Source organism: Selenomonas sp. (assembly GCF_057272215.1).
The window spans coordinates 46,561-69,640 of record NZ_DBHIUY010000004.1; the positions used below are offsets into that span (position 1 = coordinate 46,561).

General features: G+C 59.4%; 25 protein-coding genes and 1 riboswitch. Of the genes, 20 read left to right on the plus strand and 5 right to left on the minus strand.

Annotation, left to right across the window (positions count from 1 at the left end; all coding sequences use genetic code 11):
* Positions 1–11 precede the first annotated feature (11 nt).
* The 3 genes from ACO5Z0_RS04435 (at position 12) to ACO5Z0_RS04445 (ending at position 2,252) form a co-directional block, all read left to right on the plus strand.
* Positions 12–1,232 carry a DUF3084 domain-containing protein gene (locus ACO5Z0_RS04435; RefSeq protein ID WP_485649366.1) on the plus strand — a complete coding sequence of 407 codons (1,221 nt, stop codon included), beginning with the start codon at positions 12–14 and terminating at the stop codon, positions 1,230–1,232.
* Positions 1,229–1,651, plus strand: a complete 423-nt coding sequence (locus tag ACO5Z0_RS04440) for a RuvC family protein (RefSeq protein ID WP_485649367.1) — start codon at positions 1,229–1,231, stop codon at positions 1,649–1,651. Before ACO5Z0_RS04435 ends, ACO5Z0_RS04440 begins: the two co-directional genes overlap by 4 nt.
* Positions 1,652–1,754: 103 nt before the next feature.
* On the plus strand, positions 1,755–2,252 hold the full coding sequence (locus ACO5Z0_RS04445; protein WP_442672680.1) for a histidine kinase: 498 nt from the start codon (positions 1,755–1,757) through the stop codon (positions 2,250–2,252).
* Between the two features lie 134 nt (positions 2,253–2,386).
* On the opposite strand, the gene sppA is transcribed toward ACO5Z0_RS04445, so the two are convergent.
* The 4 genes from sppA to ACO5Z0_RS04465 all read right to left on the minus strand — a co-directional run bounded on the left by sppA (position 2,387) and on the right by ACO5Z0_RS04465 (position 4,450).
* On the minus strand, positions 2,387–3,178 hold the full coding sequence (sppA, locus tag ACO5Z0_RS04450; RefSeq protein WP_485649368.1) for a signal peptide peptidase SppA: 792 nt from the start codon (positions 3,176–3,178) through the stop codon (positions 2,387–2,389).
* A gap of 191 nt (positions 3,179–3,369) precedes the next feature.
* Positions 3,370–3,570: a DUF1858 domain-containing protein gene (locus tag ACO5Z0_RS04455; RefSeq protein ID WP_442672678.1), complete on the minus strand. Its 201-nt coding sequence runs from the start codon at positions 3,568–3,570 to the stop codon at positions 3,370–3,372.
* 275 nt (positions 3,571–3,845) lie between these two features.
* Positions 3,846–4,121 carry a type II toxin-antitoxin system YafQ family toxin gene (locus ACO5Z0_RS04460; RefSeq protein ID WP_485649369.1) on the minus strand — a complete coding sequence of 92 codons (276 nt, stop codon included), beginning with the start codon at positions 4,119–4,121 and terminating at the stop codon, positions 3,846–3,848.
* Positions 4,118–4,450 carry a type II toxin-antitoxin system RelB/DinJ family antitoxin gene (locus ACO5Z0_RS04465; RefSeq protein WP_485649370.1) on the minus strand — a complete coding sequence of 111 codons (333 nt, stop codon included), beginning with the start codon at positions 4,448–4,450 and terminating at the stop codon, positions 4,118–4,120. Before ACO5Z0_RS04465 ends, ACO5Z0_RS04460 begins: the two co-directional genes overlap by 4 nt.
* Positions 4,451–4,646: 196 nt before the next feature.
* Positions 4,647–4,752, plus strand: a riboswitch (TPP riboswitch).
* Positions 4,753–4,801: 49 nt separating this feature from the next.
* Here ACO5Z0_RS04465 and thiS point away from each other — a divergent pair.
* The 4 genes from thiS to ACO5Z0_RS04485 all read left to right on the plus strand — a co-directional run bounded on the left by thiS (position 4,802) and on the right by ACO5Z0_RS04485 (position 7,732).
* Positions 4,802–4,996, plus strand: coding sequence for a sulfur carrier protein ThiS (thiS, locus tag ACO5Z0_RS04470; protein WP_485649371.1), 195 nt, complete (start codon positions 4,802–4,804; stop codon positions 4,994–4,996).
* Positions 4,997–5,086: 90 nt separating this feature from the next.
* Positions 5,087–5,869 (plus strand): thiazole synthase, encoded by a 783-nt coding sequence (locus tag ACO5Z0_RS04475; protein ID WP_485649480.1) that lies wholly within the window; start codon positions 5,087–5,089, stop codon positions 5,867–5,869.
* 11 nt (positions 5,870–5,880) lie between these two features.
* Positions 5,881–7,137, plus strand: coding sequence for a 2-iminoacetate synthase ThiH (thiH, locus tag ACO5Z0_RS04480; protein ID WP_485649372.1), 1,257 nt, complete (start codon positions 5,881–5,883; stop codon positions 7,135–7,137).
* Positions 7,130–7,732, plus strand: a complete 603-nt coding sequence (locus ACO5Z0_RS04485) for a thiamine phosphate synthase (protein WP_485649373.1) — start codon at positions 7,130–7,132, stop codon at positions 7,730–7,732. The genes thiH and ACO5Z0_RS04485 overlap by 8 nt, the downstream gene beginning before the upstream one ends.
* Positions 7,733–7,922: 190 nt before the next feature.
* Here the strand turns inward: ACO5Z0_RS04485 and ACO5Z0_RS04490 are convergent, their stop codons facing one another.
* Entirely contained in the window at positions 7,923–8,630 is a 708-nt protein-coding gene (locus ACO5Z0_RS04490) for a hypothetical protein (protein WP_485649374.1), read from the minus strand.
* A gap of 256 nt (positions 8,631–8,886) precedes the next feature.
* On the opposite strand from ACO5Z0_RS04490, the gene ACO5Z0_RS04495 reads away from it, so the two are divergent.
* The 13 genes from ACO5Z0_RS04495 to ACO5Z0_RS04555 all read left to right on the plus strand — a co-directional run bounded on the left by ACO5Z0_RS04495 (position 8,887) and on the right by ACO5Z0_RS04555 (position 23,039).
* Positions 8,887–10,410: a flotillin family protein gene (locus ACO5Z0_RS04495; protein ID WP_485649375.1), complete on the plus strand. Its 1,524-nt coding sequence runs from the start codon at positions 8,887–8,889 to the stop codon at positions 10,408–10,410.
* Between the two features lie 117 nt (positions 10,411–10,527).
* Positions 10,528–11,322 (plus strand): polysaccharide deacetylase family protein, encoded by a 795-nt coding sequence (locus ACO5Z0_RS04500; RefSeq protein ID WP_485649376.1) that lies wholly within the window; start codon positions 10,528–10,530, stop codon positions 11,320–11,322.
* Between the two features lie 36 nt (positions 11,323–11,358).
* The gene (locus tag ACO5Z0_RS04505; protein WP_485649377.1) at positions 11,359–11,598 is read left to right on the plus strand and encodes a hypothetical protein; all 240 of its coding nucleotides are present in this window, start codon (positions 11,359–11,361) and stop codon (positions 11,596–11,598) included.
* Entirely contained in the window at positions 11,567–11,998 is a 432-nt protein-coding gene (gene mraZ, locus ACO5Z0_RS04510) for a division/cell wall cluster transcriptional repressor MraZ (RefSeq protein ID WP_264918432.1), read from the plus strand. The genes ACO5Z0_RS04505 and mraZ overlap by 32 nt, the downstream gene beginning before the upstream one ends.
* A gap of 9 nt (positions 11,999–12,007) precedes the next feature.
* Complete coding sequence (gene rsmH, locus ACO5Z0_RS04515) at positions 12,008–12,943, plus strand: 16S rRNA (cytosine(1402)-N(4))-methyltransferase RsmH (protein WP_485649378.1); 936 nt, start codon at positions 12,008–12,010, stop codon at positions 12,941–12,943.
* A 55-nt stretch (positions 12,944–12,998) separates the two neighbouring features.
* Complete coding sequence (gene ftsL, locus ACO5Z0_RS04520; protein ID WP_442673516.1) at positions 12,999–13,385, plus strand: cell division protein FtsL; 387 nt, start codon at positions 12,999–13,001, stop codon at positions 13,383–13,385.
* A 13-nt stretch (positions 13,386–13,398) separates the two neighbouring features.
* The gene (locus ACO5Z0_RS04525) at positions 13,399–16,305 is read left to right on the plus strand and encodes a UDP-N-acetylmuramoyl-L-alanyl-D-glutamate--2,6-diaminopimelate ligase (protein WP_485649379.1); all 2,907 of its coding nucleotides are present in this window, start codon (positions 13,399–13,401) and stop codon (positions 16,303–16,305) included.
* Positions 16,302–17,276: a phospho-N-acetylmuramoyl-pentapeptide-transferase gene (gene mraY, locus ACO5Z0_RS04530; RefSeq protein WP_485649380.1), complete on the plus strand. Its 975-nt coding sequence runs from the start codon at positions 16,302–16,304 to the stop codon at positions 17,274–17,276. Before ACO5Z0_RS04525 ends, mraY begins: the two co-directional genes overlap by 4 nt.
* A gap of 73 nt (positions 17,277–17,349) precedes the next feature.
* The gene (gene murD / locus ACO5Z0_RS04535) at positions 17,350–18,732 is read left to right on the plus strand and encodes a UDP-N-acetylmuramoyl-L-alanine--D-glutamate ligase (protein WP_485649381.1); all 1,383 of its coding nucleotides are present in this window, start codon (positions 17,350–17,352) and stop codon (positions 18,730–18,732) included.
* A 45-nt stretch (positions 18,733–18,777) separates the two neighbouring features.
* Positions 18,778–19,887, plus strand: coding sequence for an undecaprenyldiphospho-muramoylpentapeptide beta-N-acetylglucosaminyltransferase (gene murG, locus ACO5Z0_RS04540; RefSeq protein WP_485649382.1), 1,110 nt, complete (start codon positions 18,778–18,780; stop codon positions 19,885–19,887).
* A 12-nt stretch (positions 19,888–19,899) separates the two neighbouring features.
* A complete protein-coding gene (gene murC / locus ACO5Z0_RS04545; RefSeq protein ID WP_485649383.1) occupies positions 19,900–21,273 on the plus strand; it encodes a UDP-N-acetylmuramate--L-alanine ligase in 1,374 nt (457 codons plus the stop codon).
* A 4-nt stretch (positions 21,274–21,277) separates the two neighbouring features.
* Positions 21,278–22,216, plus strand: coding sequence for a D-alanine--D-alanine ligase family protein (locus ACO5Z0_RS04550; protein WP_485649384.1), 939 nt, complete (start codon positions 21,278–21,280; stop codon positions 22,214–22,216).
* 34 nt (positions 22,217–22,250) lie between these two features.
* The gene (locus ACO5Z0_RS04555) at positions 22,251–23,039 is read left to right on the plus strand and encodes a cell division protein FtsQ/DivIB (RefSeq protein WP_485649385.1); all 789 of its coding nucleotides are present in this window, start codon (positions 22,251–22,253) and stop codon (positions 23,037–23,039) included.
* Positions 23,040–23,080 lie beyond the last annotated feature (41 nt).

Here is a 23,080-nt window from a genome sequence, read left to right on the forward strand (position 1 = left end):
AGCATATCTCGATGTACGGTATCGTCTTGATCCTCGTGCTCATTATCACGGGCGGCGTCGTCGCCGTCATCGGCGACCGCGTGGGTACAAAGGTCGGCAAGAAGCGGCTGTCGATCTTCGGTCTGCGGCCGCGTCACACATCGACGATCGTCACGATCGTCACAGGAATCATGATCACGACGCTGACGTTTGGCATACTCGCCGCTGCATCTGAGAACGTGCGCACAGCGCTCTTCGGCATGGAGCAGCTCAACCGCTCCATGCAGGAAACGAAAAACAAGCTCGCGCGTGCGTCTGAGGAACTGACGGCGGCGCGCGAGGAACAGGGGAAAGCCGACATGGCGCTCGCCGAGCTGAAAGGCAGCGTCCAGTCGCTCGCAGAAGAAGCCGAACGTCTCTCGGCAGGCAATCGTGTACTCTCAGCGAAAAACGATGCGCTCGCGCGTGAAAATGCTGCGCTCGACGATCTGAACCAATCGCTTGCCGCAGAAAACGATGCGCTCGTTGCGGCGAACGAGACGCTTGCGGCGGACAACACACAGCTCATCGGCGACAAAAAGGCGCTCGAAAAACACACATACGATCTTAGGCGCGGGCTTGAAATCATCCGCGAGGGCGACATCGTCTATCGTGCGGGCGAAGTCATCGCGGCGGGCGTCATCAAAGGCGGCCGCCCCGAAGATGAAGTACGCGCCGACGTCACATCGCTTGCACAGCTCGCGAGCCGCAACGTATCAGCGCGCTTGGGCAAGGATCTGCCCGACGGCGAGATCTGGGTCTACTCGCCCGAGGTCGACGACGCCGTCACACGCATCGCCAAGAGTTCCGGCGACATGGTCGTGCGCGTCGTCGCGGCGGGCAACCTCGTGCGCGGCGAAGCCATACGCGCTGCTCTTGACCTGCATCCAAACAGCATCGTCTACCGCCAGGGCGAATTCATCCTCGCGCAGTCGTACCGTTTGACGGGCATGGGCGACGAGCAGGCGTCAGAATCCTTGGTCATGGACTTCTTGAAGCGCGTCAACGCCGCCGCCTCGGCGCACGGCATCCTGCCCGACCCGATTCGCGGCACCGTCGGCGTTATCGACGGCGAGCAGCTCTATGACATCGTGCAGACGGTCGAGCCGCTCTACGGCATGATTCTCTTCTCCGCGTACGCGCGCGACGATACCGATGCGCTGGGTCCGCTGCGCCTCAACATCAAGCTCGAACAGGAGCAGGAGCAGGAATGATGGCTCTAAAAACGCTGGCTGCCCTCGACCCCGGTCGTGAAAAATGCGGCTTTGCCGTTGTGGACGGCGAAGGCGCGGCGCTTTTCCAAAAAGTGATCGAAACGCTTAACCTTGAGCGTGAAATTACCGATAAATACTTTGAGTATGCGTTTACTACCCTTGTGCTCGGCAATGGCACGACGAGCAAAGAAGCAAAGAAGCGCATCGAAGAAGCCGTACCGCTTCTCAACGTGTTGCTCGTCGATGAATACCGCACGACGGACATGGCGAAGCGGGTGTATTGGCAGGCGCATCCGCCGCGCGGCTGGCGAAGGCTTTTGCCCGTCACCATGCTCGTGCCGCCTGAGCCTGTCGATGATTTTGTTGCTATCATCCTTGCGCGGCGCTTCCTCGAAGGAGCGTCGTCGGGCGATGTTTAGGAGACAGGGAAAGAGATTTCCCATAAAAAGATTGGAAAATGCTGGAGCAGTCATTCCGAACAGGAATGGGACCAGCCTTTCCGCAAAGTAAAGGAGAGTTCACATGGCAGAAAAAGAAGAGAAGATCGAAGCGAAAGAAACGAAGAAAGCGGCGGCAGAAGCTGTCAAGTCCGAAAAGGCCGTGAAATTCGATGCGATGCTCAAGGAGCTGGACATCCAGGCATTCCAGAAGCAGGAAGTCGGCGATGAATACGGCACGGTGCTCTACCGTTCCTCGATGGAGATCAAGGGGCAGTTCCTGCCTGTCATCGTCATCCTCGACGCCTCGATCTATGGTCTTGTGCGTGTTATCGTCGGCAGCAAGGTCGTCAACGAGAAGAACGAGAGCGATCTCGCGGCATACATCAACGAGATGAACAGTCGTTACAAGGTATTCAAGTACTACACGGTGGAAGACGGCAGTCTCGTCCTCGACGCCTGCCTGCCCGCCTCTGACGAAGCCTTCGAGCCGGACATCGTGCGCACGATCCTCGATGTCATCCTGCAGCATTTGGATGAAACCTTCGGCGATACGATGAAAACCATCTGGGCGGACAACTGAGAAATGAAGGAAAAGAAAGGGCTGCTCTCGGAAACGAATTTTTGTTTCCGAGAACAGCCCTTTTTCTTTTGCTCGTCATAGCCGTTTGTTCGATTTGGCAGCGCACGGCAGTCGTGCGGGCGAATGCCCATGCCTCATTTTGCCAAGAGACGCGTTTCAGTCAGACCCTGCCAGATGTTTTCCGTGGAGAACGGCGCTATGGTACCCATGAGCTTCTGCACGAAGCTCTTCTTGCGTTTGAACTCATGCACCTCGATGTTTTTGTCGTCGTCTTCGCCCATGCGGTGCAGCAGATCCTCGTAAGCATCGTAATAGCCGCCGAACGCGTCGATCAAATCGTTTTCCTTCGCGAGCACGGCGCCGACAGGACGCCCGTCGAACATCTCTTCCGTGTTCTTTATCTGCGGACGGTGTTTCGTCACATGTGCGATGAAAGCATCGTGCGTTTCCTTCGCAAAGCTCTCCAAATAGGTGCGCTCCTCGTCCGTCATCTTGCGCGTGGGATTGCCGATGTCTTTCATGCGCCCCGATTTGATCGTCACATACGTCACGCCGATTTTCTCCGAAAGACCCTCGATGTTTGGGATTTGCATAATGCAGCCGATGGATCCCGTCATGCTGCCCTTGTTGGAGTAAATTGCATCGGCGACGCACGCGATCATGTAGCCGCCTGAGCAGCAAATGTCAGCGATCGTTGCGACGACGGGGATCTTGCGCTCATCCTTGAGCCGTGCGAGGAGCTGCGCCAGCTCTTCGGAAGCGCCCGCTGTGCCGCCCGGCGTGTTCATGCGCAGGAGCAGTCCGTCGATGCGCTCGCCCTCGTCGAGATAGTTATAGAGGAAGTCGAGCATCCCGAGCGTGCCGCCTTTCTTGCCGTAGCGCTCCGGCGACGCATCGATCACTTCGTTGATGGTAAGCACTGCCATTACCTTTTTCTTCTTTTTGAATCGCTTCATCAGCTGCATGAGAAAACCCCTTTCCTAAAGGAAGCGCGGATACATCCGGCGCCGCCGCCCCGACGCATCTCTTCTTTGTCTTTGCATCGTAAGATCCATAGAGAAAAAAGAAGGACTGCAGCATAAGTCAAAGACTTGTGCTCAGTCCCTTTTTTTGCGAATCAATTCGCAGCGACAGCCTCGTTCAGCCCCTTCATCAGAGCGTCGATGTCGATGCCGTGCGCGAGCGCACCCTGCTCGATGTTCTCAAAGTGCGAGGCGGCGCAGCCGATGCATCCCATGCCGGCGCTCATGAATACGGGAACCGTGGCAGGGTATTTCTGGACAACCTCTCCGATGCCCATATCTTTCGTTATGGTCACACAAAAACCTCCTTCATTTACAGGGAAACGTCCAAGAAGTCAGCGATATGCCGACCGTTTGATTGGTTCCATGTAAGGTCGAGTACACGGCAGAGCCGCATACGAGAATCACCTTACTACTAGATAGATTATAGCATGTTTCCTAGCGGATAGCCAGAGTATAATTACGATTCTTGAGAATAGTTGCTGTCATGTTGCGTGGAATGCGGTGCATCTATAGAATGCGAAAAAGAGCGGTTGCATTGCGTCTTGCTTTTCCGCAAAGATAAAGAGCATCAAAACAAATCGCTGTGTGTACCTGTTCGATGAAGGAGCAAAGTGAGAATTTCGTTGTCAATACGATAGACTAGCAACCAATCTGGTAAGATATGACATTCTCGATAGCCCGCGAATGTACCTGTAAGTGCATGGTCGCGATTCCTTTCGGGCAATGGCACTCCGGAGGCAAGCTGGTCGACGATTTCTTCCAGACGGCAAAGAGGCAGCCCGCGTTTGGCGGCGGTTTTTACATCTTTGCGGAAACGTGCTGTGGGAATAATCTTGTATTTCAAAGAATATCCTCCATCATTTCATGTGCTGAAGCATAGGACTTGAAATCCTCGGGATTTCTGCGTATCTCTTCGGCTTCCCGCAGAGCGGCCATCGTTTCGGGATTTGTTGCATAAAGCTCAAAAGGAAGCCTTCCTTGGCGCAGGATCTGACGCGCCATCGCGTTGACCGCGACGGACATGTTGAGTCCCATACTGGCGAGTGCGGCATCCGTCTGGGCTTTTAACGCTGAATCCATGCGGACTCGTATCATGGTCGAAGGCATGTTTTCAACCTCCTTTTTTGAGATAAAAATATGGAACAAATCTATAGGAATCGTTGAATTTATCAATTCTATGATGTTAGTATATCATAAATTTGAGAAGAGATACAGTGTAGCTATATTGTGCGTGTAGTTTATAACAGCCTGTGTACCGCACGAAGAACGTAGCATATCTATCAGATTCGAAAAGGAGATGCCTTACATGCTTGCAACAGATCCTTTTGTGGATAATTTTCCTTGCATTTTCCCGCCGCCGCGCTATAATGAATATTGCAAGGGGAGTCCACGAATGGGCTGAGAGGGGGCTTTTCGCTCCGACCCGAAACCTGATTTGGATCATGCCAACGTAGGGAATAGAGGGCGATTTTGACCGCATACACCACTTTGGCGTGTGCGGTTTTCTTTTTGGGAGGGATGAAGATGGTGAAGGTCAACGGCGAGGACGCTGCGGCGGACGGCAGGATGCTCTTGGACTATCTGCAGGAAGTCGGCTATACGCCTGCACGCATCGCCGTCGAGAGAAACGGCGAGATTGTGCCGCGGGCGACGTATGCATCGGTGCGGCTTGCGGCGGGCGATGTCGTGGAGATCGTGAGCTTCGTCGGCGGCGGCTGACGGCAAGGTGTGGTTTGCTGCATTCTTGCGGCATGTGCAGTCGATGTTGACAGAGTTTCTCCCGCAGGGGAGAGTTGGAGGGGGAGCATGATGGAAAGGAAGCAGGAGGACGATCTTCTGAATCTGGGTGGGAAATCGTTCCGTTCACGTTTTATTTTGGGATCGGGTAAGTATTCACTCGAACTCATCCGCGCCGCCGTGGAGAATGCGGGTGCGGAGATGGTGACGCTCGCCGTGCGGCGCACGAATACGCGCGAAGGCGAGAGCATCCTCGACTACATCCCCGCGCATGTGACGCTCCTGCCGAACACGTCGGGCGCACGCTCGGCGGAGGAGGCGGTGCGCATCGCGCGCATGGCGCGCGAGCTTGGCTGCGGCGACTTCGTCAAGGTGGAGATCATGCGCGACACGAAGTACCTGCTGCCGGATAACGGGGAGACGATCCGCGCGACGAAGCTGCTCGCCGCCGAAGGTTTCACCGTCCTTCCGTACATGTTCCCCGATCTCTATGCGGCGCGCGCCTTGCAGGATGCCGGGGCGGCGGCGGTCATGCCGCTCGCCGCTCCCATCGGCTCGAATCAGGGACTGCAGGCGAGGGCGTTCATCAAGATTCTTGTCGAGGAGATCGATGTGCCGATCATCGTCGATGCGGGCATCGGCAGGCCGTCGGAAGCGTGCGAGGCGATGGAGCTTGGCGCCGCTGCTGTCATGGCGAATACGGCGATCGCGACGGCAGGCGATGTGACGCGGATGGCGGCAGCGTTCAAGTCGGCGATCGAAGCGGGACGCGCGGCTTACCTTGCGGGGCTTGGCCGCGTCTTGGAGCGCGGCGCGTCTGCTTCCGATCCGCTGACGGGCTTTCTGCACGATTGAGGGGTGATGAGATGGGAGAAGATGCAGAGTACTTCGTAGATTCAGCATGTCTGCGAGGTGCGGCGCTCGAAAAGAAGCATCGGCTCGAAAACGATCCGGCGAGCCGCACGGATGTTATGGAATACGCGCCCGATATGGAACAGATCGACTCCGATGTGCGTGAAAAGGTCTTGACTGCAATGAAAGATTACGACCCTGCCGCCTATTGTGCCGCCGACGTGGAGCGTGCGCTCGCGCACGAAACGTGCGGCGTCGAGGATCTTGCGGCGCTTTTGTCGCCTGCCGCCGCGCCGTTTTTGGAGCGCATGGCTAAACGTGCGCAGCGGGAAACAGGGCGGCATTTCGGCAATACAGTCTATGTCTTTACACCGCTTTATATCGCAAACTATTGTGACAACTACTGCGTCTATTGTGGATTTAATCGCTATAATGACATCGTGCGGCGCAGACTTGAGATGGTGGAAATCGCACGCGAAATGGAGATCATCGCAGCGTCAGGCATCGAGGAGATCCTGATCTTGACCGGTGAAAGTCCCGTCAAAAGCGACATCTCCTATATCGGTGCGGCATGTCGCTTGGCGCGGCAGTATTTTCGAAGCGTCGGTCTTGAAATCTATCCGGTGAATACGGCGGACTATCGCTATCTGCATGAGTGCGGCGCGGACTATGTGACGGTGTTTCAGGAGACGTATGACACCGCGCGTTACGAGGAACTTCATCTCGCTGGCAGGAAGCGTGTGTTCCCCTATCGCTTTGAAGCACAGGAGCGTGCTATTTTGGGCGGCATGAGAGGCGTTGGATTTTCCGCGCTCTTGGGGCTTTCCGATTTTCGGCGCGATGCCTTGGCGACGGCGCTGCACGTCTACTTCCTGCAGCGCAAATACCCGCATGTCGAATACGCGCTCTCCTGTCCTAGGCTGCGTCCCATCGTCAACAACGCGAATATCCATGCGCACGACGTGCATGAGAAGGAGCTTTGCCAAGTGCTATGCGCCTACCGCATCTTTCTGCCCTATGTCGGCGTCACGGTCTCCTCGCGCGAGTCGGCGAGCTTTCGCGACGGCATCGTGAAGATCGCGGCGACGAAGGTATCGGCGGGTGTCTCTACGGGCATCGGCGACCACGAGGAGAAGTACGAGGGGAAAAAAGCGTTGGCGGCGGGCGACGAACAGTTTGAAATCGCCGACGCGCGCTCGCTTGCCGAGATGTATGCGGGGCTTTCGCGCGGCGGACTGCAGCCTGTGCTGAACGATTACGTCTATGTATAGAGGAAAAATCATCGCCTGCATCACGAATCGCCATCTCGTACGGGGCGATTTCCTCGCGCAGATCGAGCGCGTCGTCGCGATGGAGATGTTGGACTGGATCATCGTGCGCGAAAAGGACTTGACGTCTGAGGCGTATCGGACGCTTTTGGCTGAAGTTTCCCGCATTGCGCAAAGGCATGGGAAGAAGTGTCTCGCGCATGGTCGGATTGCGCTCGGTATGATGTCGGAACTGGGCGCGGACGGCATCCACCTGCCGCTGGATGTCCTGCGTGAATGGCGTGCGGCGAGTACACGGAGCGGGCGGCATTCAGTACTGCAAGCGGGCGCCGTGCAGCTCGTCGGCGCATCGGCGCATTCCGCTGCCGAAATCGCCGAAGCCGCCGCTCTCGGCGCGGCGTATGCAACGCTCAGTCCCATCTTCGCCACCGCCTGCAAGCCCGGCGCTGCTCCCCTCGGCACAGCCGCCCTCGCCGCCGCCTGCAAGGCGTCGCCGCTCCCCATATTCGCGCTCGGCGGCGTCGGCAGGAAGCGGCTCGACGCCTGCATTGAAGCCGGCGCGGCAGGCTGCTGCATGATGTCGGCATGGATGCGGTGAGGGGCTTGACGAATCAGGTATGGGCGGCAGGGAAACGATGGTGATGATGGAGATTCCACAGTTTGAGTGGGGAGGATATAAGGCTCTGCGTATGAAAAAAAGACAGCTTTCGCTGTCTTTTTTCATGAAGCTGCCTTTATCAGTGATTCCTTTTGAATCATAACAGATAAAGACGAAATTTGTTGCCGCTTTATGGCGATGTTTTTTCGGAATCTTCGTTGAGGCTGATGGAGGAAAACAGGAAATGCGCGTGGTTGACGATGTTTTTATCATTTGGGTCGTAGTTTAGGTGAATGAGCCAGGTTCCTGTTTCTGAGGCGAGAACCAGCACGTCGAGAATGGTGTCTGCCCCTTCGAGATCCGCACGCATAGTAAGATGCCGAGCGGGATGCGCGTCCTGTACCGTCGACTCATTGCTGAGGATCTTCAGATTCGTTACACGGGAGTTTTCCTGATACGAGCCGATAAAATCGTCGATTGTATTCTTAAGGTCTTGTTCGGCAGGAATCTGGGTATCCGCGCGGGAAGGAATGCGAAGGATGAGGGCGGACATTGGCAAGGGAGAACCCATATTCAAGAAATGTGCATTGATGAATGTAGTGACTCCAGTAGCGAGTTCATAGGCAGCGAATGGCTCACCGAGGGGCGGCAGCTCCATGACAAGCTGCTCACCGTGGGCGCGCAGGACGACGGGTTCGATTTCGAGCATCGATTCCGGTGTGATGGTCTCGCCCTCGGAAAGCGTGGATAAATCCTTCGGCATTTTGACAATCATCGGATGAGTTTTTTGCTCATTCGTTTCGGCATGCTCGATTGCTTTTGCCAGAGCTGTATCGCCGCCTGCGAAGAGCAGCAGGGCAGAAATGAGTATGTATGCACTGTATCTTAGAATAAACATGGCCAATCCCCCTTTATTTGCGATTATACATTCTATCAAATACGGACGAAAAATGCAACGAGTGAGGGGGAATCGGTTTGACACTGCCACCTCACGGAATTTGACGAAATATGTTATACGACGTATAATCCAAGAAAAGGAGAAAACGAGTATGCCCTGCTGCGCGAGTTGGGCGTGAGTGAGGCATAGACGAGAGGGAGATATCTGCAAAGGGGGTGGAAGCGGCGCTTGGCTTTTGCGATGCGCCGCGAGATTTATGGGAATCTTATTTATCGGAGGAATTGTTGGCACCGTTGTGCTGGTCGTCGTGCTCTTGGCGATTTTAGTGGGCGGCTATGTGAAGGCTTCGCCGTCGACGGCACTCATTATTTCCGGCATCAAGAAGCGTCCGCGTATCCTCATCGGGCAGGGCGGCGCACGCATTCCTTTTTTTGAGCGCATGGATTCTCTTTTCCTCGGACAGATTTCTGTGGATATCAAGACGGAAACACCTGTGCCGACGAACGATTATATCAATGTGAATGTCGATGCTGTAGCCAAGGTCATGGTCGGACGCGATGAGGAAAGCGTGCAGCTCGCGGCGCGCAATTTCCTGAATTTCTCAGGAGAGCAGATCGCGAAGGATTTGCAGGATTCGCTTGAGGGCAATATGCGGGAAATCATCGGTACGCTGACGCTCGAAGCCATCAATACGGATCGCGACAGTTTCTCCGACCAGGTGGTCAATAAAGCGGCGCAGGATATGAAGAAGCTCGGCATAGAGATCATCTCCTGCAACATTCAAAATGTCACGGACAATAACGGTCTGATCGTCGACCTCGGTGCGGATAATACGGCGCGCATCAAGAAGATGGCGGCTATTTCGCGCGCTGAGGCGGAGCGCGATGTCGCTGTGGCCAAGGCGCAGGCGCAGAAGGAAGCGAACGATGCGCAGGTAGAGGCGGATCTTGAGATTGCCCAGAGGCAGACCGATCTTGCCATCCGGCAGGCGGAGCTTAAGCGGGCGTCTGATATCAAGCGCGCGGAGGCGGATGCAGCCTACGAAATTCAGGCGCAGGAGCAGCAGAAATCCGTTCAGGCCGCTACGGTCAACGCGCAGATCGCGAAGGCGGAGCGTGAGCAGGAGCTGAAGAAGCAGCAGGTGTCCGTGCGTGAGCAGGAGCTTGCGGCGCAGATTCAGAAGCAGGCGGACGCAGAAAAGTATGCCGTCGAGCAGAAGGCGGCTGCCGATCTTGCCAAGCGTCAGCGTGAAGCGGAAGCCGCGCTCTACGAAACGCAGCGCAAGGCGGAGGCAAAGAAGGCTGAGGCGGAGGCCTCGCGCTATGCGGCAGAGCAGGAAGCGGCAGGAATCAAGGCGCAGGGCGAGGCTGAAGCTGCCGCAATCCAGGCGAAAGGCGAGGCGGAAGCCGCTGCGATGGATCGCAAGGCGGAAGCACTGAAGAAATACGGCAAGGCGGCTATGGCGCAGATGATCGTTGAGATTCTGCCACAGATCGCTTCGGAAGTGGCAAAGCCGCTTGAGCGCATCGGCAATGTATCCATCATCGGCGGCAGCAGCGCCTCTGCGGTCGAGCCGATGGCAGACAATGTGCCGCTCGTCATGGCGAAGACGTTTCAGACGGTCAAGGCGGCAACGGGAATCGACCTCGCGGACATCGTGCGTGGTGAGAGCTACGAGGCGAAGGTCACGAAGAATGTCAACGTCACGGGGGCGGATGCTGATGCTATAAAGGCGGCTGCCGTCAAGGCGGCGACGATTGCCAATGCGATTCGCGACTAAGGGAGGAAAGAGATGACAAACTACACGCACAAACGTCCGCCTTGTGGACATTGTGCGCCGTCCTTACAGAAACCTAGCCAATCGGTCTGTGCCTTTGGCTTGACCTCTTGGGGTTTCATGAAAAAATTTCTGCCGCTTTTCGTGCTGTTCTTTGCGCTGTTTCTGGCGGCGGGTACGGGGAACATTGATGCACGCATTTCGCAGGAAGTCGAGCAGGGTGCGAAGGTGCGCATTTTGAACTACCACATGGTCAACGATATGAATCATTCGCTTGCCGTCGCGCCAAAGGATTTCGATAGGCAAATGGCATGGCTCCAGAGAAACGGCTTTCAGTCCATCACGCCGGAAGAGCTTTACGGCGCATTGACAGGTGCGGGGAAGCTGCCGGAAAAGCCTGTGATGATCACGTTTGACGACGGCTATGTGGACAATTATGAAAAGGCGTACCCGATTCTCAAGAAGTACGGCTTCAAGGCGACGATCCTCGTCGTCACGGAGATGGTGGGCAAGAAGAAGGGCTATCTGACGTGGGAGCAGCTGCGCGAGATGGAGCAGAGCGGCTTTTCCATCGAGGGGCACACGATGACGCACCGCGCGTTGACGAGCCTTACGGATGACGAGGTCAAGGAGGAGCTTTCCGCCTCAAAGCGCATGATCGAGGAGAAGCTCGGCAAGACGGTCACATGCTTCGCCTATCCGGGGGGCGCATACAACCTGCACATCGCGAATCTCGTGAAGGAAGCGGGCTACAAGATGGCGTTCACCGTGCGCTATGGCAACGCGGATCGCGCGAGCAATCTCTACGCGATCGACCGCGTGCCGATCTTCCATACGGAAAACACGGAAGGGTCGTTTCAGAAGCGTCTGCGCTACTTGCCGATTTTCGAGAATTTCGGCTGGCAGAAGCGGTAGGGAAAAGAGCGGCTTCTTCTTGCCTAAAAAGAAAATATGTTTGTGGGAAAGCAGTCCCTTGCCTTTGGTAAAGGGGGTGCTTTCTCTTTATTTTTTGCGGCAAATGGGCGCATGATGAAAAAAATGAAAACAAGAGGCAGGAAAAAGACGGGAAAGAAAGAATTAAAACTAGACAATGAAGTGGCGAAAAGTGGGGAAATGTGGTTTAATATAGAGAGCACTGGTGAAGGAGGTGGCAAGCGAGATGTTGATGGGCGAATACACGCATACGATTGACGCGAAGGGGCGCGTGATCCTGCCTGTGGATTTTCGCCCGGAACTTGGCGGCTCGTTTGTCATCACGAAGGGGCTTGATAACTGCCTCTTTCTCTACGGCGAGGAGGAATGGGAGCGGCTGTCGGCGAAGCTCAAGGCGCTGCCGATGTCGAAACCTGAGGCTCGCGCCTTTGCACGCTTCTTCTTTGCGGGCGCACGCAAGCTGGAATTGGACAGGCAGGGACGCTTCCTCGTGCCTGCGAACCTGCGCGCCTATGCGAGCCTCAAGAAGGATGTCGTTCTGAACGGCGTCATGACGCGCGCCGAGATCTGGAGCCGCACGGCTTGGGATGCTTACAACGCCGAGGTGAATCCGATGGTCACGAAGATCGCGGAGACGCTGACGGATCTCGGGATTTGAGGTGAGTGCATGGAGTTTCACCATACGAGCGTGATGCCGGAGGAGACTCTGGCGGCGCTCGCCGTGAAGCCTGCGGGCACTTATGTCGACTGTACGCTGGGCGGCGCGGGTCATGCGCGGCGCATCGCTGACAGGCTCTCGCCCGCAGGACGGCTCATCGGGCTCGATCAGGACGAGGCGGCGATCCGGGCGGCGAAAGAGCGGCTTGCCGACGTTTCGTGCCGCGTCGATGTCGTGCGCTCGAATTTCCGTGCGCTTACCTCGCTTCTGCAAAGTCTCGGTGTCGCTTCTGTTGACGGCGTGCTCTTCGACCTCGGCGTGTCGTCGCATCAGATCGATACGGCAGAGCGCGGCTTTTCCTACATACAGGACGCGCCGCTCGATATGCGCATGGACACGTCGCGGCTCCTGTCGGCGCACGAGGTCGTCAACGAATATGACGAGGCGGAGCTTTGGCGCATCTTCCGCGACTATGGCGAGGAGCGCTGGGCGAAGCGCATCGCCGCATTCATCGCAGCGGCGCGGCAGGAAAAGCCTATCGAGACGACGGGCGAACTCGTTGACATCGTCTGCCGCGCCGTGCCCAAGGGCGTGCGCCGCGCGGCGGGCGGCCATCCGGCGAAGCGCATCTTCCAGGCGATCCGCATCGAGGTGAACGACGAACTCGGCATCCTGCAGGCGAGCGTCGAGAATGCGGTGCACGCGCTCGCGCCCGGCGGCAGGATCGCCGTCCTCACGTTTCACTCGCTCGAAGACCGCATCGTCAAGCAGGCATTGAAGGAACTCGCACGCGGCTGTATCTGCCCGCCCGGGCTTCCCGTCTGCGTTTGCGGTCACGAGCCGGAGGTCCGGCTCTTGGGCAAGGCGCAGAAGCCGAGCGCCGCAGAATTTGCAGAGAATCCACGCGCCAAGAGCGCGAAATTGCGCGTGGCGGAGAAGATATAAGGAAAGGGCGCACGATATTTTTTGCGCATAGTTTATCGTCAAGGAGGGATCACAGATGCTCGCAAGACAAAGGGAATATGAGTATTTTGAAGAGGAGTTGCAGCCGCAGCCGCAGCGGATCGAGAAGCCCGCGCCGCCGCCTAAGAGACGGCCGACGCTCAACACGCATCTGCGCTCCCGCTGCTTCTTGCTGCTCGCGCTGGTCTCTATCATGGCGATGGCGGTGACGATCCGAAGCGGCATCACGGCGAGCCGCGGCTACGATCTCGTGAAGATACAGCAGCAGGCGGAAACGCTCGAAAAGGAAAATGAGCATCTGAAGATTGAGATCGCACAGATGAAATCGCCCGAGCGCGTGCGCCGCATCGCGACGGAAAAGCTCGGCATGAGCACGCCGAAGACGGTCTACTTTGCGACAGGTGCGAAGGAATCGGTCCGATAAATTTCATGGAGGGATGGCAATGAAGACGCTTGCCGAGTTGGCGGCGCTCGTCGAGGGCGCTGAAATCAAGGGAGATGCAGCTGCGAAGATCGCGGACATCGTGCACGATTCGCGCGAGGTGACGGAGGGGACGCTCTTCGTCGCCATCGAAGGGCTGCATGTCGACGGCCATTCCTTCATCGCGCAGGCGGTCGAGAAGGGCGCGCGCGCGATTTTGACGGAGCGCGGGATCGAGATTCCCGAGGGTGCGGCGGCAGTTCTTCGCGTGCCGAATCTTGCGGCGGCGCTTGAGGTCATCGTGCCGTTTTTCCATGACTACCCGTCGCGAAAGATGCGCATCATCGGCATCACGGGAACGAACGGCAAGACGACGACGAGCTACATGACGCGTGCCATCCTGCGCGAGGCGGGGTACAAGGTCGGACTCATCGGCACGATTCAGATCCTCGTCGAGGATGAGGCTCTGCCGATTCACAATACGACGCCCGACGTCGTCGTCCTGGAGCGAACGCTCGCCTATATGGCGCGGCGCGGCATGGATTTCGTCGTCATGGAGGTGTCTTCGCACGCGCTCGATCAGAACCGCGTGGCGGGCATCGAGTTCGATACGGCGGTATTCACGAACCTCACGCAGGATCATCTCGACTACCATAAGACGCTCGAAAACTACAAGCGCGCGAAAGCGCGCCTTTTCGACCTTGTGAGCCGAAAGGGCGCGAAGACGGGCAAGACGGCCGTCGTCAATGATGACGATGCGGCGGGCGAAACGATGCTCGCCCATGCGAAGTGTGCGCATCTCACGTATGCCGTGAAGAAGGAAGCCGCCCTTCGCGCCGAGAACATCCGCGTCCATGCGCGGGGCATGGAGCTGACGCTTGCAGGCGCTTTCGGCAGGATGGAACTTTCGCTCGGCGTCACGGGAATCTTCAACGTCTACAACGTCATGAGCGCCGTCGGCGCGGCGCTCGCGGAAAGGATCGCGCCCGAGGCGATCAAGAGGGCGCTCGAAGCTTTCAAGAGCGTGCCCGGGCGCTTTGAGCTCGTCGATGCGGGGCAGGCGTTCTCCATCATCGTCGACTATGCGCATACGCCCGACGGCTTGGAGAACATCCTCAAGACGGCGCGGGAGATTGCGGCAGGACGCATCCTCACGGTGTTCGGCTGCGGCGGCGACCGCGACCGCACGAAGCGGCCGATCATGGGGCGCATCGCGGCGGCGCTTTCCGATGTCGTGCTCGTGACCTCGGACAATCCGCGCACGGAAGATCCCGCGCGCATCCTCGATGAGGTCGAGGTCGGCGTGCTCGAGAAGATCGGCGATAAGCGCCATGAAAAAATCGCCGATCGCCGCACGGCGATCATGCGTGCCGTGGCGCTCGCCGAAAAGGACGACATCGTCATCATCGCGGGCAAGGGGCACGAGAATTACCAGATCTTGAAGGACAAGACAATCCACTTCGACGACAAGGAAGTCGCACGCGAGGCTGTCGCCGCGCGGGAAAAAAGCTATGCGATGCGCTTTTCGCTCGCCGACGTCGAGCGTGCGGCAAAGGCCGAAGCCGTGCGCACGGCGGCGGACATCGTTTTTTCCGACATCGTGACGGATACGCGAAAGATTGCAGCGGGATCGCTCTTCGTCGCGCTTCAAGGCGAGCGCTTTGACGGCGCGGACTTCGCGGCGCAGGCGGTCGAAAAGGGCGCGGCGGGCGTGCTCGTAGCGGCTGATACGCCCGAGGCGAAGCTGCCGGAGACGGGCGTCGTGCTCAAGGTGAAGGATACCCTGCTCGCCTATCAGCAGATCGCCGCTGCGTGGCGCAGGAAGTTTTCCATCCCCGTCGTCGCCATCACGGGCTCGAACGGCAAGACGACGACCAAAGATTTGACGGCTGCCGTGCTTGGCGCACGCCTTCTTGTGCAGAAGACGGCGGCGAACTACAACAACGAGATCGGCTTGCCGCTGACGCTCCTTGGCCTTCGCGCCGCGCACGAGGCGGCTGTCGTCGAGATCGGCATGAGGGGGCTCGGGCAGATCGCCGCGCTCGCGCCGCTCGCCGCGCCGACCGTCGCCATCGTGACGAACGTCGGCGAGGTGCACATGGAGCTTCTCGGCTCGATCGAGAACATCGCGAGGGCGAAGGCGGAGCTTGTCGAAGCCATGGAGCCGGGCGGCACGGTCATACTGAACGCCGATGATGCGCGCGTCCTGGCGATGCGCGAGAAGGCGAAGGCGGGCGTGCGCGTCGTGACCTTCGGGCTTTCGCGCGATGCCGATGTGCGTGCCGTCGCTGTCGGCAAGGCTGAGGGCGGCATGAGATTCATGCTGGAATGGAAAAAGGAGTGCGGGCGACTGGAACGGCACGAGCTCTTCCTGCCGATGCCAGGGAGACACAATGTGTCGAATGCGCTCGCCGCCATCGCTGCGGCTCGCGTGCTCGGCCTTTCGCTCGCGGATGTCCGGCGCGGACTCGCCGTGCCGCCTGCGCAGAAGATGCGCTTTGCTGTCGAAAAGTGCGGCGCATACACCTTCGTCAATGACGCCTACAATGCGAGTCCCGCATCGACACGCGCGTCCTTGAAGACGCTCGCCGAGATGTTTACGGGCAGGAAGATCGCCGTCCTCGGCGACATGCTCGAACTCGGCAGCGCGTCGAAGAGCGGCCACGCGAGCGTGGGCGAGGAGGCGGCGCATCTGGGCTTTGCCGCCGTCCTCTCGCGCGGCGAGGAGAGCCGCTTCATCGCGGAGGCCGCAAAGGCGGGCGGCGTGCCGCTCGTCGAGCGCATGGCGTCGCACGAGGCGGCGGCGGCAAGGCTCAAAGAGATCCTGCAGCCGGGCGACGCCGTGCTCTTCAAAGGCTCGCGCGGCATGAAGATGGATGAGATCATCCCCCTGTTGAAGAAGGCGCTGGAGGCAGGCAAATGATGGATGTGAATACGACGGCGCTTTCTCTTGCAGGAGCGGCGGCGCTCGCCGCCGTCCTCGTGCTCGCGGCCGGCCCCTTCGTGATTCCCGAGCTGCACAAGCTGAAGTTCGGGCAGAGCATACGCGAGGAAGGGCCGAAGAGCCATCAGGCGAAGAGCGGCACGCCGACGATGGGCGGCGTCATGATCATCGCCGCCATCACGCTCGCGACGCTTGCCGCCGCGCCCTTGACGGCGAGCGTATGGCTCGCGCTCTTCGTGATGCTCGGACACTTCGCGCTCGGTTTCCTCGATGACTACATCAAGGTCGTGAAGAAGCGCAATCTCGGCCTCAAGGCGCGACAGAAGCTCTTGGGGCAGATCGTCATCGCCGTCGCCCTTGTCTTTTTCGCACAGCACGAACTCGGCATTGCGACGACGGTCTGGCTGCCGCTCGTGCACGCAGAGCTTGACATCGGACTCTTCTACTACCCGCTCGTGCTCTTCGTGCTCGTTGGCACGAGCAACGCCGTGAACCTCACGGACGGCCTCGATGGCCTCGCGGCGGGCACGGTCACGGTCGCCGCTCTCGCCTACATGGCGGTCGCGCTCGCCTTCAGCGCGACGGGGCTTGCCGTGTTCGCGGCGGCGATTGCGGGCGCTTCGTGCGCCTTTTTGCGCTTCAATCATCATCCGGCTCGCGTCTTCATGGGCGATACGGGATCCTTGGCGCTCGGCGGCGCGATCGCCGCGCTCGGCATTCTCACACATACGGAAATTTTGCTCGCCGTCATCGGCATCGTCTTCGTCGCCGAGGCGCTTTCCGTCATCATCCAAGTCATCTCCTTCAAGACGACGGGAAAGCGCGTCTTCCTCATGAGTCCGATTCATCACCACTTCGAGCTAAAGGGTTGGCAGGAGACGCGCGTCGTCCATACGTTTTGGCTCGTCGGCGCCGTCTTTGCGGCGCTCGGCGCATGGCTCGCATATTGACGCAGGCAGACGTTTGACATCTTGGGAAGCCTCCCTCGTCTGCAGGGAAGAGATAAAGCGAGGAGGAAGCATATTGCATCTCGATACGGATTTCAAAGGAAAGAAGGTTCTCGTCATCGGCGCCGGGATCAGCGGCTTTGCGGCGGCGAAACTTCTCAAGAGGCTCGGCGCGAAGGTCACGCTTTCCGATGCGAAGGACGAGGCGGCGATCAAAGAAGACGTCTCTGAGCTTCGCGAACTCGGCATCGGGCTGATCTTCGGTGCACAGGAAGCCGCGCTCCTTGACAGCTGCGATCTTCTCGTGCTCTCGCCCGCCGTTCCCGTCGCCATCCCGCTCGCCGAGGAGGCGAAGCGGCGCGGCATCCGCATCACGAGTGAAGTGGAGTTGGCGGCGACGCTTGCCAAGTCGCCGATCTTCGCCGTGACGGGGACGAACGGCAAGACGACGACGACGACGCTCCTGGGGCTGCTGCTCGCCGAGAAGTTCGGCAAGGAGAAGACGCGCGTCGGCGGCAACATCGGCTATCCGCTGTCGGAGGCGGTGCTGGAGGCGGGCGAGGGCGGCGCGGTCGCCGCCGAGATTTCGAGCTACCAGATGGAGGCGACGGAGCACTTCCGTCCGAAGGTAGCCGCCGTCCTCAACGTGACGCCCGACCACATCAAGCGCCACGGCTCGATGGAAGTCTATCAGGCGATGAAGGAACGGCTTTTCCGCGAAATGGCAACAGGCGATTGGCTCGTCCTGAACTACGACGACGAGAGGACGCGCTCGATGCAGGCGCGTGCCGCGTGCCCCGTATTTTTTTTCAGCCGCAGGGAGGCCCTCGAAGAGGGCGCTTTGCTCTTGGGCGACAAGCTCGTCCTGCGCCGGGGCGGCGAGGAGATCGCGCTCGTGACGACGGCGGAGCTTGGCATCAAGGGGGCGCACAACGTCGAGAATGCGCTCGCGGCGGCGGCGATGGCGCACCTCGCGGGCGTTGAGGCTGAGGCGATTCGCCGCGTGCTGCGCTCCTTCAAGGGCGTCGAGCACCGCATCGAGCATTTTCTCGATCTCGCGGGCGTCGCCTGGTACAACGATTCCAAGGCGACGAATACGGATTCGGCGATCAAGGCGCTCGAATCCTTCTCGGACGGCATCGTGCTCATTGCGGGCGGCGACGACAAGATGACGGATCTGACGGACTTCATGCATCTCGTCTCGGAGCGCTGCACGGAACTGATCCTCGTCGGCGACGCCGCCGTCCGCTTCGCCGAAGCCGCGCGCGCAGCGGGCTTTCCCGCCGTGCACATTCACGACGCCGCGTACTCGATGAAGACGGCGGTCTACATCGCGCGTCGTCTGGCGAAGCCGCCTGCCGTCGTGCTCTTGTCGCCCGCGTGCGCGAGCTTCGACATGTTCGACGGCTTCGAGGAGCGCGGCGAGGTGTTCAAGCGCTTGGCACGCGAGCTGGCATAGGAGTTTGCAGGAAGACGCAGAAATGGCAGGCAAAGGGGAACAGGCATGAAGATCATCGTTTCGGGCGGCGGCACGGGCGGCCATATATATCCGGCGCTGACGCTCGTGAGCGCTCTCGCCAAGAAAGAGCGCACGGCGGAATTTCTCTATGTCGGCACGCAGAAAGGCCTGGAAGCCGACATCATACCGAAGGAAGGCATCCCCTTTGAAACCGTCGATATCGAGGGGCTCAAGCGCAGTTTCTCGCCCGCGAACATCGTGCGGCTCGGACGCGCCATGCACGGCGTTGCAGAGGCGGCGGCCATCGTGCGCCGCTTCCGCCCCGACGTCGCGATCGGCACGGGCGGCTACGTCTGCGGGCCGATCCTCATGGCGGCGAGCCTCGCGCATGTGCCGACGCTCATTCAAGAGCAGAACGTCGTGCCCGGCGTGACGAACAAGATCTTGTCGAAGTTCGTGACGAAGATCGCCGTCGGCACGGAAGAGGCTCTGTGCCGCTTCCCGCGAAAGAAGGCGGTCTTTACGGGAAATCCCATTCGCCGCGAGGTCATGACGGCGAGCCGTGAAAAGGCGCTCGAAACGTTCGGCTTCGATGCGGCGAAGCGCACGGTGCTCGTCTCGGGCGGCAGCCGCGGCGCGAGGAGCATCGACCGCGCTATGGTCGGCGTCCTGCAGGCAGCGCGGGAGTATCCCGAGGTGCAGTTCCTTCTCGTCACGGGAAAGGGCGAGTATGAGGACGTCATGCGCCGTCTGGATGAGGCGGGCGTGGCTCTCGCCGCCGCGCCGCACATCAAGGTCGAGCCTTACCTCTACAATATGCCCGAGGCGATGGCGATGGCGGATCTCGCCGTCTTCCGCGCAGGTGCGACGGGGCTTGCCGAGCTCACGGCACGCGGCGTGCCTGCGATCTTGGTGCCGTATCCGTTCGCGGCGGAGAACCATCAGGAGTACAATGCGCGCGCCTTGGAGCGGGCGGGCGCGGCGCGCGTGATCTTGGATCGCGATCTCACGGACAAGACGCTTTCGGCTCTGCTCGGCGAACTTTTGTCGGAAGAAGGAAAGCTCCGCCGCATGGCAGAGAAGAGCCGTGCGCTCGGCCGCCCCGAGGCGGCGGATGAGATTGCCGATCTCGTGCTGGAGATTGCGAAGGATTAGGAGGAGAAAGAGTTGCTGAAGGACATCCATAAGATACATTTTGTCGGTATCGGCGGTGCGGGCATGAGTGCGCTCGCGCACATTCTGCTGGAAAAGGGCTATGAGGTGACGGGCTCCGATCTCGGCTCTTCCGCGCTGATCGAGCAGCTCAAGGGTCTCGGCGCTCGCATCCATCACGGGCATCGCGCAGAGAACGTGCATGGGGCAGAAGCCATCGTCGTCTCGACGGCGATTCCTGAGACGAATCCCGAGATCGTCGAGGCGGCGCGGCTCGGTCTGCGTCGCTTCCATCGCTCGGACATCAATGCCGCGCTCCTCAACGCGGCGAAGGGCATCGCTGTGGCGGGAGCGCACGGCAAGACGACGACGACCTCGATGCTCGGCGTCGCGCTCGACCATGCGGGCATCTCGCCGACGATCATCATCGGCGGCGAGGTCGATGTCCTCGGCGGCAACGCGAAGCTCGGCAAGGGCGAGTATCTCGTCTCCGAAGCCGATGAGAGCGACGGCTCGTTCCTAAAGCTCCGGCCGCACATCGCTGTCGTCACGAACATCGAGGACGATCATCTCGATCACTATGGCACGCTCGCGAACATTCGCAAGGCTTTCCGTGAATTTCTGGAAAACATCAAGCCCGATGGCCACGCTGTCCTGTGCTTTGACAACGAGAACGTGCGAGACATCGCCCAGACGCTCGGTCGCAAGGTCATCTCCTACGCCATCGACCATGAGGCGGACTATCGCGCGGGCAAGATCGAGATGCACGGCGCGGGCGTTGATTTCTCCGTGCTGCACAAAGGAAAAGATCTCGGCCGCGTGTACCTCAATCTGCCCGGCAGGCACAATGTGCTCGACGCGCTCGCGACCGTCGTCACGGGGCTGTCCATCGGCTTGACGGTCGAGCAGATGGCGGCGGGACTGGCGCTCTTTCACGGCGCGAAACGGCGCTTCCAGACGAAGGGGCGCGTGCAGGACGTATGGGTCGTCGACGACTACGCGCATCATCCGACGGAGATCGCGACGACGCTCCTCGCGGCGCGTCAGACGAAGCCGCGTCGCATCATCTGCGCCTTTCAGCCGCATCGCTACTCGCGCACGAAGCTTCTTGCCGCTGAATTCGGCGGCGCTTTTCGCGAGGCGGACGTGCTCGTACTGACGGATATTTATTCGGCGGGAGAAGCGCCGATCGAGGGCGTGTCGGGGCGCACGATCCTCGACGCCGTGCGGCAGACGACGGGACAGGACGCGGTCTATATTCCGCAGCGGGAAGATATTGCCGCGCACCTCGCCGCCATCGCACAGACTGGCGACATCGTCCTCACGATGGGTGCGGGCGATATATGGAAGACGGGCGAGGAACTGGTCGCCCTTTTGGAGGGGAAGTAATTTCATGAAGCAGGGAAAGATCGTCGTCGTCATGGGCGGACCGTCGAGCGAGGCGGAAGTCTCGCGCCGCACGGGCGCCGCTATCGTCAGCGCCTTGGAGTCGAAGGGCTATGCGGTCGAAGGCATGGAACTCGATCCGCCGCACTTTGCCGAGGCGATAAGAAAGAGCGGCTGCGCCATCGTCTTCAACGCGCTGCACGGCAGGTACGGCGAGGACGGCGTGCTGCAGGGCACGCTCGACATGCTCGGCATCCCCTATACGGGTTCGGGCGTCCTCGCTGCCGCCGTCACGATGGACAAGGTCATGTCGAAGCGCGTGTTCCTCGGCGCCGGCATCTCGACGCCGCGCTCCGAGACGTTTCATCGCTTTGAGTTTGACGCGGAGCTTCCCTCGCGCATCCGAAAGGCCTTTTCTCTGCCCGTCGTCATCAAGGCGTCGTCGCAGGGATCGAGCATCGGCGTTGCCATCGTCGAGAAGGAGGAGGAGCTTGAGGCGGCGCTCAAGGACGCCTTCCGCTACGACGAGGAAGTGCTCGTCGAGGCGTTCATTCGCGGCAAGGAACTGACCGTAGCCGTCTGGGGCGACGCGAGAGAAGCGCAGGCCTTTCCCGTCATCGAGATCACGACCGTTTCGGGACGCTATGACTACGCGAGCAAGTACACGAAGGGCGCTTCGACGCACATCATTCCCGCACGCATCCCTTTAGATGTGACGGAGCGCGTGCAGCAGCTCGCCGTAGACGCTTTCCGCGCCTGCGGCTGCCGCGGCGTGGCGCGTGCCGACATGATGCTCGGCGAGGATATGACGCCATACGTGATCGAGATCAACTCGATGCCCGGCATGACGGAGACCTCACTCGTGCCCGATGCGGGACGCGCTATGGGCGTCGAGTTCCCTGAGCTATGCGAAAGGATCTTGGAAATGGCAGGGTATGAGAAGTAAGAAATGAGCGAAGGTACGGAAAGGAGGCGGGACGATGGCGGAGGAAAAGCAGGAGAATCTCGGCTTTACCGAATCCGATGCGCTGCCGGGCGAGACGCATATCGTGCGCCGCCGCAGCCCGCGCCGCGTCCTCAAGGGATTCCTGTTCCTCGTCGTCTCGGGCGCACTCCTCGCCGTCGCTGTCTACTCGCCGCTCTTTTCCGTGCGCGATGTGCGCATCATCGGCAACCACTACATGCCGGCCGATGACATCCGCCGCGTCGCCGGCGTCTACCCGGGCGTGCCGCTCTTCCAGGTAAAGACGGCGGAGATGGCGCAGCTCCTGATGAAGGATCTGCGCGTCGAGCAGGCGAGCGTGCGCCGCTCCTTGCCCTCGACGCTTGAGATTCAGATCGTCGAGCGACGCCCCGTCGCCACCGTCGACTGCGACTTCGGTTACGTCGATCTCGACCGCGAAGGCACGGTCATCGACGCCTACAAGACGCTGAAAAAGATGGCGATTCCTATGGTCACGGGCATCAAGCTCAAGGACATCTACATCGGAGACAAAACGACGGATGAAAATCTCAAAGCGGCGCTCACCTATCTCTACACATTGAAGCCCGAGACGAACAGCCGAATCTCTGAAGTATCGCTTAAGAATCCGAGCGACGTCATGGCATACACGACGGGCGGCGTGCAGATCCGCCTCGGCGCACTCGACCGTCTGGAAGAAAAAGCGCATCTGACGGACAGCTTCATCATCGATCAGGAAGTCACACAGCGTCCCGTGGAATACGTGGACTTCAAGTACACGGCGCCGTTTATCAAGTTCAAGCAATAGTTGTGGAAGAAAATTTGAGTTTGCGTTATAATTTCTTTGTG